General features: G+C 73.0%; 15 protein-coding genes. 10 read left to right on the plus strand and 5 right to left on the minus strand.

What is annotated here, in order from left to right; all coding sequences use genetic code 11:
* Positions 1-11: 11 nt before the first annotated feature.
* Positions 12-815, minus strand: a complete 804-nt coding sequence (locus R0145_RS02820) for an EamA family transporter (RefSeq protein WP_317838914.1) — start codon at positions 813-815, stop codon at positions 12-14.
* On the opposite strand from R0145_RS02820, the gene R0145_RS02825 reads away from it, so the two are divergent.
* The 8 genes from R0145_RS02825 to R0145_RS02860 all read left to right on the plus strand — a co-directional run bounded on the left by R0145_RS02825 (position 783) and on the right by R0145_RS02860 (position 10,500).
* A complete protein-coding gene (locus R0145_RS02825; protein WP_317838915.1) occupies positions 783-1,814 on the plus strand; it encodes a MutS-related protein in 1,032 nt (343 codons plus the stop codon). The genes R0145_RS02820 and R0145_RS02825 overlap by 33 nt on opposite strands.
* A gap of 86 nt (positions 1,815-1,900) precedes the next feature.
* Complete coding sequence (locus R0145_RS02830; RefSeq protein ID WP_317838916.1) at positions 1,901-2,614, plus strand: hypothetical protein; 714 nt, start codon at positions 1,901-1,903, stop codon at positions 2,612-2,614.
* 207 nt (positions 2,615-2,821) lie between these two features.
* Complete coding sequence (locus R0145_RS02835; RefSeq protein ID WP_317838917.1) at positions 2,822-4,624, plus strand: amino acid permease; 1,803 nt, start codon at positions 2,822-2,824, stop codon at positions 4,622-4,624.
* Between the two features lie 76 nt (positions 4,625-4,700).
* On the plus strand, positions 4,701-6,434 hold the full coding sequence (locus R0145_RS02840; RefSeq protein WP_317838918.1) for a glycerol-3-phosphate dehydrogenase/oxidase: 1,734 nt from the start codon (positions 4,701-4,703) through the stop codon (positions 6,432-6,434).
* A gap of 160 nt (positions 6,435-6,594) precedes the next feature.
* The gene (locus R0145_RS02845) at positions 6,595-7,530 is read left to right on the plus strand and encodes a siderophore ABC transporter substrate-binding protein (protein WP_317838919.1); all 936 of its coding nucleotides are present in this window, start codon (positions 6,595-6,597) and stop codon (positions 7,528-7,530) included.
* Complete coding sequence (locus R0145_RS02850) at positions 7,530-8,597, plus strand: ABC transporter permease (RefSeq protein ID WP_317838920.1); 1,068 nt, start codon at positions 7,530-7,532, stop codon at positions 8,595-8,597. The genes R0145_RS02845 and R0145_RS02850 overlap by 1 nt, the downstream gene beginning before the upstream one ends.
* A complete protein-coding gene (locus tag R0145_RS02855) occupies positions 8,594-9,655 on the plus strand; it encodes an iron chelate uptake ABC transporter family permease subunit (protein WP_317838921.1) in 1,062 nt (353 codons plus the stop codon). The genes R0145_RS02850 and R0145_RS02855 overlap by 4 nt, the downstream gene beginning before the upstream one ends.
* Before the next feature lie 11 nt (positions 9,656-9,666).
* Positions 9,667-10,500 (plus strand): ABC transporter ATP-binding protein, encoded by an 834-nt coding sequence (locus R0145_RS02860; RefSeq protein ID WP_317838922.1) that lies wholly within the window; start codon positions 9,667-9,669, stop codon positions 10,498-10,500.
* On the opposite strand, the gene R0145_RS02865 is transcribed toward R0145_RS02860, so the two are convergent.
* The 3 genes from R0145_RS02865 to R0145_RS02875 form a co-directional block, all read right to left on the minus strand.
* The gene (locus tag R0145_RS02865) at positions 10,458-10,715 is read right to left on the minus strand and encodes a PLD nuclease N-terminal domain-containing protein (protein ID WP_317838923.1); all 258 of its coding nucleotides are present in this window, start codon (positions 10,713-10,715) and stop codon (positions 10,458-10,460) included. The genes R0145_RS02860 and R0145_RS02865 overlap by 43 nt on opposite strands.
* A 101-nt stretch (positions 10,716-10,816) precedes the next feature.
* Positions 10,817-11,701, minus strand: coding sequence for a 1,4-dihydroxy-2-naphthoate polyprenyltransferase (locus tag R0145_RS02870; protein WP_317838924.1), 885 nt, complete (start codon positions 11,699-11,701; stop codon positions 10,817-10,819).
* Complete coding sequence (locus tag R0145_RS02875) at positions 11,698-12,864, minus strand: AMP-binding protein (RefSeq protein ID WP_317838925.1); 1,167 nt, start codon at positions 12,862-12,864, stop codon at positions 11,698-11,700. The genes R0145_RS02870 and R0145_RS02875 overlap by 4 nt, the downstream gene beginning before the upstream one ends.
* A gap of 53 nt (positions 12,865-12,917) precedes the next feature.
* On the opposite strand from R0145_RS02875, the gene R0145_RS02880 reads away from it, so the two are divergent.
* Positions 12,918-13,871 (plus strand): o-succinylbenzoate synthase, encoded by a 954-nt coding sequence (locus R0145_RS02880; RefSeq protein ID WP_317838926.1) that lies wholly within the window; start codon positions 12,918-12,920, stop codon positions 13,869-13,871.
* Positions 13,872-13,923: 52 nt separating this feature from the next.
* Positions 13,924-15,573, plus strand: a complete 1,650-nt coding sequence (menD, locus tag R0145_RS02885) for a 2-succinyl-5-enolpyruvyl-6-hydroxy-3-cyclohexene-1-carboxylic-acid synthase (RefSeq protein WP_317838927.1) — start codon at positions 13,924-13,926, stop codon at positions 15,571-15,573.
* Positions 15,574-15,601: 28 nt separating this feature from the next.
* Here the strand turns inward: menD and R0145_RS02890 are convergent, their stop codons facing one another.
* A complete protein-coding gene (locus tag R0145_RS02890) occupies positions 15,602-15,814 on the minus strand; it encodes a hypothetical protein (RefSeq protein WP_317838928.1) in 213 nt (70 codons plus the stop codon).
* Positions 15,815-15,904: the final 90 nt, after the last annotated feature.

A 15,904-nucleotide genomic window follows, 5' to 3' on the forward strand; every position in this document is an offset into this window, starting at 1 on the left:
GTGACGCTCGGTCAGCGAGGAAGGCGGCGGGACAAGGCGAGTCCGCGTGCGGAGACCGCAACGTTGCTGAGGATGATCAGACCCATGCCGATCCACTCGTGGAGCCGGAATGCCTGATGGAGCAGGATCCACCCGGCCAGGGCCGCCCAGACCGGGTTGATGCTGGTGAAGGTGCCGAAGACCTGTGCAGGCACCCGGCGCAGCGCGAGCAGGTCGGCGACGTACGGCACGATCGACGACATCAGCCCGCAGGCGAGGGCAAGCACGATGGCCGGCGCGGTGGGAGTGTGGACGGCGAACCAGGCCGCCGCGATCGGTGTCCAGACGGCAGCGGTGACGAGACTGGCCAGGGCGGTTCCGTGCAGGCCTGGAAGCCGTTGACCGAGGGTTCGGTTGAGCAGGACGTAACAGCCCCACGCCGTCGCGGCGAGCAGTCCCAGGGCGATGCCGATGACGTCGGTGGAGGGACCGGGGCTGGTCAGCACCAGCACGCCGGCACTGGCCAGCGCGGCGCAGGCGACGTCGAGCACGCGGCGTGAGCTGGCGATGGCGACGGTGAGTGGGCCGAGGAACTCGAGGGTGACGGCCAGGGCGAGCCCGATCCGGTCGATCGCGGTGTACAGGCTGAGGTTCATCACGCTGAACACGACCACCAGGCCGAGCCCCGGCCACCACTGGTCCCTGCGCAGGCCACGGAGCCGCGGACGAACGATGGGCGTCAGGACGATCGCCGTGACGAGCTGCCCGACGACTACCTGGCCGACCTGCGGGAGCTGCTGGCGGTGCTGGGCCGCGAGACCGGGGTGCTGATGCATGCGGGGCTGTCGCCCGGCGGTGAGCTCACCGACCTGCGGCTGCGGGTCGTCCAGCGGGTCGGCCGGTTCTTCCCGCACTACGCGCTGCGCGGCCCGACCTACGTCTTCACCCTGCCCGAACGCGACCAGGCCGGATTCGACGCGCTGCGTACGCTGCGGGACCGGGCGCTGTGGAGTGTCGCCAGGGCCGCGGACGAGGCCGGCGAACAGGTCCGGGCGTTCTTCGTGGCGCTGCGCCGCCAGACCGCCTTCTACCTGGGCTGGCTCAACCTGAGGGAGCGCCTCGCCGCGGCGGGGATGGCGGTCTGCCGGCCCGACCCCCGGGCCGACCGGGACGTGTTCCGCGCCCGGGGCCTCTACGACCCGTGCCTGGTGCTGCGGTCCGGAGCAGGGGTGGTGCCCAACGACGTCGACACCCGGGGGCACCGACTGTTGGTCGTCACCGGGGCGAACCACGGCGGCAAGACCACCCTGCTCCGGGCGATCGGCCTCGCCCAGCTGCTCGCGGACGCCGGCGGCTACGTGCCGGCCACCTCGCTGGCATGCTCCTCGGCCACCGGCGTGCTCACCCACTGGGCACGGGAAGAGGACGCCGGGATGCGCCACGGCAAACTGGACGAGGAACTGGCCCGGATGAGCGACCTCGTCGACCGGGTCCGGCCGGGCTCGCTGGTGCTGTCCAACGAGTCCTTCTCCTCCACCAACGAGGCGGAGGCGTCCCAGATCGGCCTCGACGTCTTCCGGGCGTTGGTCGACGCCGGCGTCCGGGTCGTTGTGGTGACCCATCTCTACGACCTCGCCGAGACCCTGCACGCCACGGGCCGGCCGCCGGCCGTGTTCCTGCGGGCCGAGCGTGGGGCCGACGGCGAGCGTACGTATCGGCTGTCGGCGGGCCCGCCCCTGCCGACGGCGTACGCCCGCGACCTCTACCGCCGCGAGTTCGGCGACGACCTGCCGGATGATCCGGAGGGGCTGGCCGGGCCGCCGCGGGTGCCCTAGGATCCGGACCGAGGGCACGAGGGCACCCAACCTGAGACGCGCGCCGCGTCGCCGGTGGCCGCCGGTCCGGACGAAATGAGGGCGAGATGGCCGTCCCCGAGACTCACGACGGTGCGCCGGCAGCCGGCCGGTGGTTCGATCGGTCCAGCGGTGCTGCCGCGCTCGCGTTCGCGGCGGCGTACGTGGTGATCATCGCCCTGTACGTGCCGCTGGGTGCTGCACCGTCCGACCCGCTCGCCCGGCTGGAGTACCACGGCGCGCACCTGGGCGCGTGGTGGGCGATCCTCACCCTGTCGGTGCTGACCGATCTGCTGCTGATCCCGGTGACCGTCTCCGCGTACGCGCGGCTGGCCGGCTCCCACCGGCGGACGATGACGGTGGCGGTCGCCTTCGTGGCGCTGTTCGTAGTGCTCGACCTCGCCGTGACCTGGACCAATTACGCCGCGGTGCTGACCCTGAGCGATGCGTACGCCACCGCCGACGCAGCCCAGCGGGCGGCCGTCGTCGCGGCCGCCCGGTATCCCGCTTCGCTGCTCGGGTCGACGTTGCTGTTCGTCTACAACAGCCTGACGCTGTCGGTGGGCATCCTGATCACCGGGCTGGTCATGCGGCGCTCCGGGTTCCGTCGGCCGACCGGCTACCTGGGCATCGCAACCGGGGCCGTCGGCGTCATCGCCGTCGTCGGATCGCTGCTGCTGCCGGCGATCGGCTCCGCCATCATCCTCGCCTCGCTGCTGACCCTGCTCTGGGTCGCCTTCGTGGGCGTCGACCTGCTCCGCCCTGCGCCTGCGACCGGTTGAGCTGTCCGGATCTGGCCGGGCCGGTGGCGGACGTCGGTGACGGGGCCGGCGATGGAGCTGACGAACCGAGGGGCAATGTGTCACTGTCGTGTTACGACCGTGTGTCCGAGGCGAGACGTACCGGGTTCGGCGGCACCGTCCGCTAGCCTTTTCCCGCAGTCCGGAGGGTGTAGTAGTGCGTTCCGGCCCCAAGAATGAGGTGGATGCATGAGTCTTTTCGTGAAGAAGACCATCGGTGAGGTCCAGCAGGACCTGGCGGATCCCGAGCGGAGCCTGCGACGCGACCTGTCGGCGTGGGACATCGCCGTGATGGGCGTCGCGGTCGCCGTCGGCGCGGGCATCTTCTCCGTCGGGGCGCAGGCCGCCGCCAACTACGCCGGCCCCGCGGTGATCATCTCGTTCATCATCGCCGCCCTGGTCTGTGGCCTGGCGGTGATGAACTACGCCGAGTTCGCCTCGACGATCCCGGTGTCGGGGTCGGCGTACACGTTCTCGTACGTCTCGCTGGGGGAACTGATCGCCTGGATCATCGGCTGGGACCTGATCCTCGAGATGCTGATGGCGGCCTCGGTGATCTCCAAGTACTGGGGCATCTACGTCCGCAACGTCTTCGAGTTCCTGCACGTCGACCTGCCGACGGAGTTCCCCCTCGGCGCGCTCAGCGTCTCCTGGCCGCCGGTGCTCATCGTCGCCCTGTTCACCGTCCTGCTGGTGCTCGGCACCAAGCTCACCTCTCGGGTCAACGGCGTGCTGACGGTGATCAAGATCGGCATCACCCTGTTCATCATCGTCGCCGGCGCCTTCTACGTGAAGGCCGCGAACTTCAGTCCCTTCCTGCCGCCGGCCGAGCCCACTGCCGGCTCCCAGGCCTCCGGGGTGATGACGCAGAGCCTGTTCGCCTTCCTCTCCGGTGCCGCGCCGACCCGCTACGGCGTGTACGGGCTCCTCGCCGCGGCCGCCCTGGTCTTCTTCGCCTTCATCGGCTTCGACATCGTCGCCACCACCGCCGAGGAGGCCAAGGACCCGCAGCGGACCCTGCCCCGGGGCATCTTCGGCGGCCTGGCCCTGGTCTCCGTGCTGTACGTGGCGGTCACCATCGTCGTCACCGGGATGGTGAGCTACCAGGCGATGGCCAAGGAGAAGGAGCCCTCGCTGGCCACCGCGTTCCGCCTGGTCGGCGCGAACTGGGTCGGCACGATCATCACCATCGGCATCCTGATCGGCCTGACGACCGTCATCATGGTGCTGCTGCTGGGCCTGGCCCGGGTGGTCTTCGCAATGAGCCGCGACGGGCTGCTGCCGCGCGGCCTGTCGCACACCTCGAGCCGCGGCACGCCGGCCCGGCTGCAGATCCTGAGCGGTGTGGTCGTCGCGGCGATCGCCGCCCTGGCCGACGTCAACCAGCTGTCGGAGATGATCAACATCGGCACCCTGTCGGCGTTCGTGCTGGTGAGCTTCTCCGTGCCGGTGCTGCGGCGCCGCTACCCCGACCTCAAGCGCGGGTTCACCGTGCCGTGGTCGCCGACCCTGCCGATCATCTCCGGCGTGCTGTGCCTGTGGCTGATGGCCAATCTGGCCGTCGAGACCTGGCTGCGCTTCGTGGTGTGGCTGCTGGTCGGCCTCACCCTGTACTTCGGCTACAGCTACCGGCACTCCCGGGCCCGGCTCGAACAGGACGCCGAGCTCCCGACGGCGAGCGGTGCGCGCCCCGGGACGGGGTCGTGGACCGTCGCGGCAGGTGTCCTGGTCGGGCTCTCCCTGGTGGCGGCGATCGGCGCGATCATCGTCCTGCTGGTCGGGCCCGGTGGTGCCGCGACCCTGTCGGGTGGGGTGGTCTGGGCGCTCATCCTCGGACCGGCGCCCGGGATCGTGGCCGGTCACCTGGCGCTCAGTGGGACCGGGTCGGACAGCGTCCGGTCCCGGGCGGTCCAGACGATCCTGGCCACCGGCTACGGCACCGCCGCGGTGGCCGTGGTGGTCGGCATCGTGCACGCGCTGGCCGTGCTCTGAGACCCGGGCTGCGGCCGGCCGAGCCGTCGGGCCGACCCCGCCCGGAGCCTGACCGGGCGCTGGCATAGTGGTGCCCGTGAAGGAGTCCACGCTCACCGCACAGTCCCGATCACGCGCCCTGGCAGAGATGGCCGACGACGGCGGCCTCGACCTGCTGGTCGTCGGTGGCGGCGTCACCGGCGCCGGCATCGCCCTTGACGCCGTCACCCGCGGCCTGCGCACCGGCCTGGTCGAGATGCAGGACTGGGCGGCCGGTACCTCGTCGCGGTCCTCCCGCCTCGTCCACGGCGGGCTCCGCTACCTCTATCAGCTCGACCTGCATCTGGTCTCCGAGGCCCTCGCCGAGCGTGGCCTGCTGCTGGACACCATCGCCCCGCATCTGGTCCACGCCCAGCCGTTCCTCTGGCCGCTCCGGGTCCCCCTCGTCGAGCGCGGCTACAGCGCCCTCGGCGTCGGCCTGTACGACCTGATCGCCCGGTTCCACGGCGGCCGGGTGCCGATCCAGCGGCACTACGACAAGGCCGGCGCGCTCGGCATCTTCCCCGACATCCGGCCCGGGCGGCTGACCGGCGCGATCCGCTTCTACGACGCCCGGGTGGACGACGCCCGGCTGGTGATCGACCTGGTCCGCACCGCCGTGTCGTACGGCGCCCTGGCCGCCCCGCGGACCCGGGTGGTCGACTTCGTCCGCCAGCACGGGGTGGTCACCGGGGCCGTCCTGCACGACCTGGAGGCCGACCGCGAGATCACCGTACGGGCCCGGCACATCATCAACGCCACCGGCGTGTGGACCGAGCAGACCGAGCGGCTGGCCGGCCCCACGGCCCGGGGTCTCAGGGTGCTGGCCTCCAAGGGGGTGCACATCGTCGTGCCGAAGGAGCGGATCCGGGGCCGCACCGGCCTGTTCCTGCGCACCTCGACGTCGGTGCTGTTCATCATCCCGTGGCCCGACCACTGGGTGATCGGCACCACCGACACCGCCTGGACCGAACAGCCCGAGACCCCTGTGGCCACCGCGGCCGACATCGACTACATCCTCGACCAGGCCAACGCCGTGCTCCGCTCCCGGCTGACCCGCGACGACATCCTCGCGTCGTACGCCGGCCTGAGGCCGCTGCTCCAACCGCTCGCCGCCACCCCCGGCGACTCCGCCAAGGTCTCCCGCGAACACACCGTCGCCCGGATCGCCCCCGGCCTCTCGGCGATCGCCGGCGGCAAGCTCACCACCTACCGCAGGATGGCCGAGGACGCGGTCGACTTCGCCCTCGGCCCCGAACGGACCCGGGCGCAGCCCTCGATCACCCGGCGGATCCAGTTGGTCGGCGCGGTCGGCTACGAGGCCACCCGGGCGCAGGCCGGCCCGGTCGCCCGCCGGATGGGGTGGGACCGGCACCGCACCGAGCACCTGCTCTCCCGCTACGGGTCGGAGCTGACGACCATCGCCGATCTGATCCGGGAGGACCCCGGGCTCGGTCGCCCGCTGACAGCCGCCCCGACCTACCTGCGGGCCGAGGCCGCCTTCGCGGTGACCCACGAAGGCGCCCTGCACCTGGCCGATGTGCTGCGCCGGCGGGTCCGGCTGGCGTACGAGCTGCCCGACGGGGGCTGCGCCGCGCTGGACGAGGTCGGCGACATCGTCGCCCCGCTGCTCGGCTGGGACGCCACCACTCTGGAACGCGAGAAGGATCGCTACCGCCGCGAGGCGGAGGCACAGCGTGCCGCATCGGAGGCACCCGACGACGCGACCGCCTCGGCACTGATGGCGGCGGCCCCGGCCGGGGCCCCCGCGGAGGCCCCGGCCGCGGAGTAGCCGGCCAGGCCGAGTCGCCGCGACAGGGGAGCCCAGGGGAAGTCCCGCGGGTCGGCACACCCACCGCGTCTATTTAGGCAAGGCTTGCCTTACTCAGTGTCCTCTCAGTAAGGTCACCCTCACTTGCCCACGGGCTTCGGCCCCACTCCCGAGGAGACCCATGCGCCCCCTTCGCCGGATCGCCATCGCCGCCGCCGCGCTGACCGCCCTGACCACCGTCGCGGCCTGCTCGACCACCGGCAGTGCCGATCAGTCGACCGCGACCCGCCAGCTCACCGACACCCGAGGGACGGTGACCGTCCCGACCCGGCCGACGACGGCGTACGTCGCCGACTGGGCCGCCCTCGACACCCTCGCCGCCCTCGAGGTGCCGGTGGCCGGGGCGACGCTGACCCGGATCCCCGACGACCTGAAGCAGAAGTTCACCGGCGCCGAGGACCTCGGCACTCCCCAGGAACTCAAGCTCGAGCAGGTCGCCGCCGGGGACCCCGACGTGATCGTCGTCGGCGCCCGCGCCACCGGACAGTACGACAAGCTCACCGAGATCGCCCCCACCGTCGACCTCACCCCGACGACGACCAGCCACCTCGACGCCCTCGAGCAGCAGACCACCATCCTCGGCGAGCTCTTCGGCAAGCAGCGGGAGGCCGCCGACCGGCTCGCCGGGATCGACACCCTGATCCAGGACACCCGCGGCGCGGTCGCCGGCAAGGGCGACGCGCTGGTCCTGATGGTCTCCGGCGGCAAGATCTCCGCCTTCGGCCCCGGCTCCCGCTTCGGCCTGATCCACGACGACCTGGGGATGCCGGCCGCCGCCCCCGACCTGAAGGTCGACGCCCACGGCCAGGTGGTGTCGTACGAGTTCATCGCCACCGCCGACCCCGACTGGATCTTCGTCATCGACCGCGACAAGGCGATCGGCCAGAGCGGCACCCCCGCCGCGCAGGTGCTCGACACCGATCTGGTCAACCGCACCACCGCCGGCCGAGAGGGCCACATCGTGCCGCTCGACGGCGTCGAGTGGTACGTCATCGGCAACGGCCTGAACACCACCCGCTCGATGATCGACGACGTCCGGACGGCCGTCGCGGGGTGATGAGCGCCCGCACCCTCGCCCCGTCGCGGGACGTACGTCAGGTCACCGACCCCGCCGGCCCGTCCGCCGGCCCGGTGGCGGGCGTACGCCCCCGGCGGGGCCGCGCGGCCTCCGCCGGCCTGCTCACCCTCGGCGTGCTGCTCGTCGCCGGCCTGACCGGGATCAGCCTGTTCGTCGGCGTCGGGCAGCTGCATCCCGCGACGGTGCTGCACGACGAGACCCAGCAGATGCTGCTGGTGCAGAGCCGGGTGCCGCGGACGGTCGCGCTGCTGCTGGCCGGGGCGGCGATGGCCGTCGCCGGCACGATCATGCAGCTGTTGGCCCGCAACCGGTTCACCGAACCGTCCACCGCCGGCACCACCGAGTTCGCCGGGCTGGGCATCGTGGCCGCCACCCTGGTCGTGCCGGACGCCCCGCTGATCGTCCGGATGGCCGCCGCCTCCGCCGCCGCGCTGGTCGGCTCCGCCGTGTTCCTGCGGATCATCCGCGGGCTGCCGACCCGGGAGACGCTGCTGGTGCCGCTGGTCGGTCTGATGCTGGGTGGGGTGGTCAGTGCCGCCACGACCTTCGTCGCGCTGCGCACCGACCTCATGCAGTCGCTCACCTCCTGGCTCACCGCCGACTTCTCGGTCGTCATCGCCGGCCGTTACGAACTGCTCTGGGCGGCCGGTGCGGTCACCCTGCTGGCCTATCTGGCCGCGGACCGGTTCACCGTCGCCGGGCTCGGCGAGGACGTCACCACCAGCCTGGGCCTCGACTACCGGGCGGTGATGGGCCTCGGCCTGGCGATCGTGTCCGTCGTCACTGCGGTCGTGGTGGTCACCGTCGGCGCGGTGCCGTTCATCGGTCTGGTGGTGCCCAACCTCGTCGCACTGTGGGTGGGCGACCACGCCCGCCGATCGTTGGTCTGGACCGCGCTGGGCGGGATGGCGTTCGTCCTGCTGTCCGACCTGGTGGCCCGGACCGTCGTCGCGCCGGCCGAGATCCCGCTGGGGACCGTGGTCGGGGTGGTCGGTGCCGGGCTGTTCCTGGCCCTGCTCGGTCGCCAGGTGGTGCGGGCCCGATGAGCCCGACCCGCCCCGCCGGGCCACCCGCCGCGTCGCTCGTCGGTCGGGCCGCCCCCGCACCGGACAGCGCGACCGGCAGCGTACGACCCGCGCTCGGCGACCCGTCCCGACCGGTGGGTGATCGGTCCCGGCTGATGCTGCTAGCCCTGCTCGCCCTGGCGGCGGCCGCCGGCTACCTGCTCCTCGGCCTGCACGGCAACATCGGGTACGCGCTGACCCGGCGCGCGACCACGCTGGCCACCCTCGGTGTCGTCGGCACCGCGATCGCGCTGTCCACCGTGCTGTTCCAGACCGCCACCCACAACCGGATCCTCACCCCCTCGGTGATGGGCTTCGATGCCCTCTACCTGTTCGTCCAGACCCTCGGGGTGGCGGTGTTCGGCGTCGGTGCCACCCGGCAGCTGCCGCCGCTGGCCCGCTTCGGGCTCGAGGTCGCCGTGATGCTCGGCTTCTCGCTGGGGCTGTACGGCTGGCTGATCGGCCGACTGGCGCGGCGGATCCACCTGCTGGTGCTGATCGGCATGGTCTGCGGGGTGTTCTTCCGCTCGCTGACCCAGTTCGTCCAACGGATCCTCGACCCGACCGAGTTCGTCGTCGTGCAGGACGCCATGTTCGCCGACTTCACCGACGCGGACACCACCCTGCTCGGCATCGCCGCCGTTGTCGTCGGGCTGGTCGCCGTCGCCGCCCGGCGGCTGTTCCCGCGCCTCGACGTGATGTCACTGGGGCACGATCCGGCGATCAGCCTCGGCGTCGACCACCGGCGGATGACCGTGGTCGTGCTGGTGATGGCCGCTGTGCTGGTGTCGGTGTCGACCGCGCTGGTCGGCCCCACCACCTTCTTCGGTCTGCTGGTCGTCCACCTCGGCTATCGGCTGGTCCGCACCGGCTGGCACCGGACGACCGTCCCGGCCGCGATCGGGGTCGCCTTCGTCGTGCTGGTCGCCGGCCAACTGCTGCTGGAACGGGTCCTCGGGCTCGATTCCGTGCTGGCCGTCGCGGTGGAGTTCCTCGGCGGCCTGGCCTTCCTGTTGTTGCTCACCCGTCGCCCCCGCTGAGGATCGTCCCCATGATCGAGATCTCCCAGGTCAGCACCTCCTACGGCCGCACCCGGGTCGTGCACGACGTCGACCTGACCCTGCAGGCCGGCGGCATCACCTCGCTGATCGGGCCGAACGGCGCCGGAAAGTCGACCCTGCTGGCCACCATCGCCCGACTGCATCCGGTGGAGGCCGGCACGATCCGCGTCGACGGGCTGGACGTCGCCCGCTGCGACAGCCGGGAACTCGCCCGCCGGCTGGCCATCCTCCGCCAGGAGAACCACCTGGCGGTCCGGCTCACCGTCCGCGACCTGGTGTCGATGGGCCGCTTCCCGCACTCCGGGGGCCGGCCGGGGCCGACGGACCTGGCCCGGATCGACGAGGCACTGGGGTTCCTGGACCTCACCGGGCTGGCCGACCGCTATCTCGACGAGCTCTCCGGCGGCCAGCGGCAACGCGCGTACGTGGCGATGGTGCTCGCCCAGGACACCGAGTACATCCTGCTCGACGAACCGCTCAACAACCTCGACATGGCCCACGGGGTGGCGATGATGCGGCTGCTCCGCCGGCTTGCCGACGACCTGGGCAAGACCGTCGTGATCGTGGTGCACGACATCAACTTCGCGTCGGTGTGGTCGGATCGGATCGTCGCGATGCGTGACGGCCGGCTGGTGGGGGAGGGGCCGGTCGAGGAACTGATCACCCCCGCCATGATGGCGGAGGTGTTCGGGCTGGAGTTCCCGATCGAGTTGATCGGCGGTGACCGAGTGGGGATCTACTACCGTGCTCATCGGGCGGGGAGCGCCGGCCACCCGCTCCGTCAGAGCCGGCGCAGGAACTCCGGATCGTTGTCCGGGGCCTGATCCTGTGGGTCCCCGCCGCCTCCACCGCCCCCGCCGAAGGAGCCGCGGCCGAAGATCAGCCAGGCCAACCCGCCGACGAACGGGAGCACCACGATCGCCACGAACCACATCCACTTCGGCATGAAGTTGACCTTCACCGGCTCGGTCTGGGCCAGATCGGTGATGCAGTAGATCGCCAACATGATGGCGATCAGGATGGGCAGGTAGCGCATCATGCCGGAATTGTAGGCGACTCGATGCCGGCCCGGAACGATCCGGTGCCCGGGGCGAGGCGGGACGGGGCGGGGCGGGCGTACGCTTCGGGGGCGGGCCGACCTCAGGCCGGGATCGACAGGCCCACCAGCAGCCCGGCCGCGGCGATCAGCTCGGCGATGCCGGTCAGCTTCAGCACCCGCACCAGCGGCAGGCCGGTGGCCCCGGCCAGCAGCGCCCGGGTGGGGCCGGCCAGCGGCACGACGAACGCCAGCCCGAGCAGGGACCACCAGCGCCCCGAGGTGGCCGCCACGGCCACCACGGCGAGCACGGTCACGACCAACAGCGCGACGAACAGCAGCCGGCTGCCGCGGTCGCCGAGCCGGGTCTCCAGGGTGTGCTTGCCGGCGATGATGTCGGTGTCGAGGTCACGCAGGTTGTTGGTCACCAGGATTGCGCAGGCCAGTGCGCCGATCGCGATCGCCGCGAACAGGCTGGGCAGCGTCACCGCGCCGACCTGCACGTACGTCGTGCCGCACACCGCGACCAGCCCGAAGAACACGAAGACGAAGAGCTCGCCCAGACCCAGGTAGCCGTACGGGTGCTTCCCGCCGGTGTAATACCAGGCGGCCAGCACGCAGGCGACGCCGACCGCCAGCAGCCACCACTGCTGGGTGAGGATCACCAGCGCCAGCCCGGCCACCCCGGCCAGGCCGAAACAGCCGAACGCCGCCCGCTTCACCGTCGCTGCCGGCGCGGCCCCGGAACCGACGAGGCGTTGCGGGCCGACCCGCTCGGCGGAGTCGGTGCCACGGATGCCGTCGGAGTAGTCGTTGGCGTAGTTCACCCCGACCTGGAGGGCCAGCGCCACCACCAGCGCCAGCACCGCCTGGACCGGCCGGAATGCCCCCGCCGCGACGGCCGCGCCGGTGCCGGCCAGGACCGGGCTGACCGCCGCCGGCAGGGTCCGCAACCGGGCACCCTCGACCCAATCAGCCATCGTCGTCACGCCAGCTCCTCGTCCATCGTTCCCCAGGCCGCGATCAGCGCCCGCCGGTCGATCTTGCCACTACTGGTCGTCGGCAGCACCTCGAGCCGGGCCAGGCCGCGGGGCAGCGCGTGGTGTGCCAGCAGTGGAGCCAGCGCCGCCCGCAGGCCGGGTAGCGAGGTCCGTACGGTCGTCACGACGACCACCCGGGTGCCCCAGACCGGGTCCGGGACCCCCAGTGCCACCAGTTCGGTGCTGCCCAGGGTCCGCCGGGCGGCCGTCTGGACTGCGGCCAGGTCGACGTTGAGCCCGCCGGAGATCACCACGTCGTCGAGCCGGCCGAGGACCCCTACGGTGCCGTCGGCGGCGACCTCGCCGCGATCGCCGGTGAGCAGCGTCCGGCGGCCGGCGGGATCGATCCGGAGCACCTCGGCGGTCAGGTCGGGGCGGCCCAGGTAGCCGGAGAACAGCATCGGGCCGGTGATCGTCAGCCGCCCATCGGCGACCTCGGACCGCACCCCGACCCCGTCCAGCGGGCGGTCGTCGTACACGCAGCCGCCGCTGGTCTCGCTCATCCCGTACGTCGTGACGATCCGCAGGCCCCGGGCCCGGAGCCCGGCCAGCAACTCCGGGTCCGCCGCGGCCCCGCCGAGCAGGATCGCGTCGAAGCCGGCCAGCGCTGTCAGCGCCGCGTCGTCGTCGCGCAGCCGGGCCAGTTGGGTGGGGACGACCGACAGATAGTGCCGCGCGCCCGGGCGTACGGTCGCCGCCGAGAGGCCCGCCAGGTGCGGCGGGACCAGGTGCAGCGCGGTGCCGGCCAGCAGCGCTCGGCAGACCACCATCGCGCCGGCCACGTAGTGCGCCCCGAGTGCCAGGGACCATTCGCCGGGTCCGCCCAGTCGCGCGTCGGTCGCGGCGGCACCGGCCCGGATCGCCGTCGCGGACAGCATCACGCCCTTCGGGGCGCCGGTCGATCCCGAGGTGGAGACCACCAGCGTCACATCGTCCGGCACCGCTCCCGGCCCGGCCGCGGTGAGCATCCGTTCCACCGCCGCTGCCTCGACCGGATCCGGCGGCAGCGGAGCGAGGACGTACGCCCCCTCCAGCGCCCCGGCGAAAGCGGCGGTCAGCTCCTCGGCGGACAGCCCGGCGGTCGGCAACAGGCGCAGTGGGGTGGACGACACGGCGTCCAGCGTACGACGGGGGACAGTGCGTCGGTCCGGCATAGGGTCGAGGCATGGAGACGTACGCCTACTCGATCCCGCTGCGCACCCGGTTCCGGGGGATCGAGGTCCGCGAGGGACTGCTCTGGCAAGGGCCGGCGGGCTGGACGGAGTGGAGCCCGTTCCTCGACTACCGTGGCACCGAGTTGGTGCCGTGGCTCGCCGCCGCCCGGGAGGCCGCCGACCAGCCCTGGCCCGCTCCGGTGCGGGACCGGGTGCCGGTCAACGTCACCGTCCCGGTCGTCGCGCCCGAGCAGGCCCACGCGCTGGTGCTGGACTCCGGGTGCCGGACGGCGAAGGTCAAGGTCGCCGACCCGCGCTCCGACATTGCCGACGACATCGCCCGGCTGGAGGCGGTCCGCGACGCACTGGGACCGGCGGGCCGGGTCCGGATCGACGCGAACGGCGCCTGGGACGTGCCCACCGCCCGGCGTCACCTCAAGGCGCTGGCCCGGTTCGAGCTCGAGTACGCCGAACAGCCCTGCCCGACCACCGAGGACCTCGCCGCGCTGCGCCGCCACCTCGCCCACGACGGCGTCGACGTGCCGATCGCCGCCGACGAGTCGATCCGCCGCTCGGGCGACCCGGAGCGGGTGGTGGCCCTGGCGGCCGCCGATGTCGCGGTGCTCAAGGTGCAGCCGCTCGGCGGCGTACGCGCCTGCCTGGAGCTCGCCGACCGCCTCGGCCTGCCGGTCGTGGTGTCCAGCGCGCTGGAGACCTCGGTCGGCCTGGCGGCCGGTCTGGCCCTGGCCGCGGCGCTGCCGGAGCTGCCGTACGCCTGCGGGCTCAACACCTCCCGGCTGCTCGTCGACGACGTGGTGGACGATCCGCTGGTCGCCGTCGACGGCTGGCTGGACGTCCGCCGCCCGGAGCCCAGCCCGGCCCGGCTGGCGGCGCTGGCCGCCGGTCCCGACGCCCGGGCGCGCTGGGCCCGGCGGCTGGCGGAGACGGCTAGCCTGAGCCGGTGAGTCCACGCACCGCCGCGGAGCCGGCCGCCAGCAGGTCGGTCAGGGAGGCCGCATGAACCCGTCCACTGTCCTTGCCAGGGCCGTCATCGGCCACCTCGTCGCCAACGGTGTCGAGCACCTGGTGGTGTCCCCGGGGTCCCGCAACACTCCGCTGCTGCTCGCCGCCCACCGGGCCGAGGTGGCCGGCCGGTTGCGGCTGCACGTCCGGCTCGACGAGCGGGTGGCGGGGTTCACGGCGTACGGCATCGCCCGGGTCACCGGCCGGCCGGTGCCGGTGCTGACCACCTCGGGCACCGCCGTCGGCAATCTGCTGCCGGCGATGATGGAGGCCGCCCACACCGGGGTCCCGCTGATCGCCGTGTCGGCCGATCGACCGAACGGCATGCTCGACTCCGGGGCGAACCAGACCACCCACCAGCTCGGGATCTTCGGCACCTTCGTCCGGGCCGAGGCCAACCTGGAGGCGGACTCCGGCGCCCGGGCCGTACGCCACCAGGTCGCCCGGGTGCTGGCCGCCGCCACCGGCGTACGGAACCGGCTGCCCGGCCCGGGCCATCTCAACGTCCGGTTCGCCGAGCCGCTCGTCCCGGACCCGGCCGACGACGACCTGTCCTGGCTCGACGTGGAGTCACCGGCCATCGCCCCGCTCGGCGCCGGCATGCTGACCGAGCTGGCTCCCGGCCCGCGCACCGTGGTGCTGGTCGGCAGCGGCGGCCAGGCCACCGGCGCCCGGGCCCGCCGCGTCGCTGAGGAGGCGGGGGTCCCGCTGCTCGCCGGGCCGGCCTCCAATGCCCGGGCCGGCAGCGCCCTGTCCGGCTACCGGCTGCTGCTCGACACGCCGCTGGCGGAGCGGATCGAGCGGGTGGTCGTGTACGGCCGGCCGACCCTGTCCCGGCCGGTGATGCGGCTGCTCGCCCGCCCCGATGTCGAGGTCGTCGTGGTCGCCGACGGTTCGGACTGGAGCGACGTCGGCCTGCACGCCGCGGTGGTGGCCGACGAGGTGCTGCTGCCGGCCGGTGACCCGGGCTGGCTGGCGGCCTGGCAGGCTGCCGATCGTCGGGTCACCGCCGACCTGGCCGCGCTGCTGGCGACACAGCCCGCGCTGACCGGCCCGGAGATCGCCGCGGCGGTGGTCGCCTCGGTCCCCACCGAGGACCTGCTGCTGCTCGGTAACTCGCAGCCGATGCGCGACGCCGATCTGGCCCCCACCCGGGCGGACCCGGGGCTGGTGCTCGGCAACCGCGGCCTGTCCGGCATCGACGGCCTGCTCTCCACCGCCACCGGGGCCGGGCTCGGCCTCGGTCGGCCGGTGACCGTGCTGATCGGGGACGTCTCGCTGGCCCACGACGCCGGCGGCCTGCTGATCGGCCCGACCGAACAGGCGCCGGACCTGCGGGTGGTGCTGGTCAACGACGACGGCGGCTCGATCTTCCACACCCTCGAGCAGGGCGACCCGCGCTACGACACCGGGGCGTACGCGGGGGCCTTCGAGCGGCTGTTCGCCACCCCGCACGGGGTCGACTTCGGCGCGCTGGCCGGGGCGTACGGCTGGCGCCGCCGGCGGATCATCACCCGCGAGGCGCTGGCCGGCGCGCTGGCCGCCCCGGTGCACGGACGCGAACTGCTGGAGGTGCCGATCAGCCGGGCCGACCGGCGCGACCTGGAGGCACGGCTGCGGGAGCTGGCGCGATCCGCAGGGTGAGCGGCGGTCCCGCGGGGGTGAGGGCCGGTCAGCCTTCGGGGTGTTCCAGTTGCTCGCGGCGGCGGACGGCCAACAGCAGCAACTGGAGACCGGCGCCGGCGATGCCGAGGGCCGCGGCCATGGCGAGGGACACGCCCCAGCCGGCTCCGCCCACGGTGCCGGTGAGCCAGCCGCCCAGCAGGAAGGCGGCGACGAAGCCCATCGCGGCCAGCACAATGATCCGAGGTGTGGCGTCGGTCATGGGACGTCCTCCGTTCGGCAGCGGTCCGCCGGGTGGCTGTCCACGGCGGGCGCTTCGAGCATAACCAGCGCCCGCCTGCTGCCACGATGG

It is taken from the genome of Raineyella sp. W15-4 (genome assembly GCF_033170155.1).
Taxonomy (GTDB): Bacteria; Actinomycetota; Actinomycetes; order Propionibacteriales; family Propionibacteriaceae; genus Raineyella.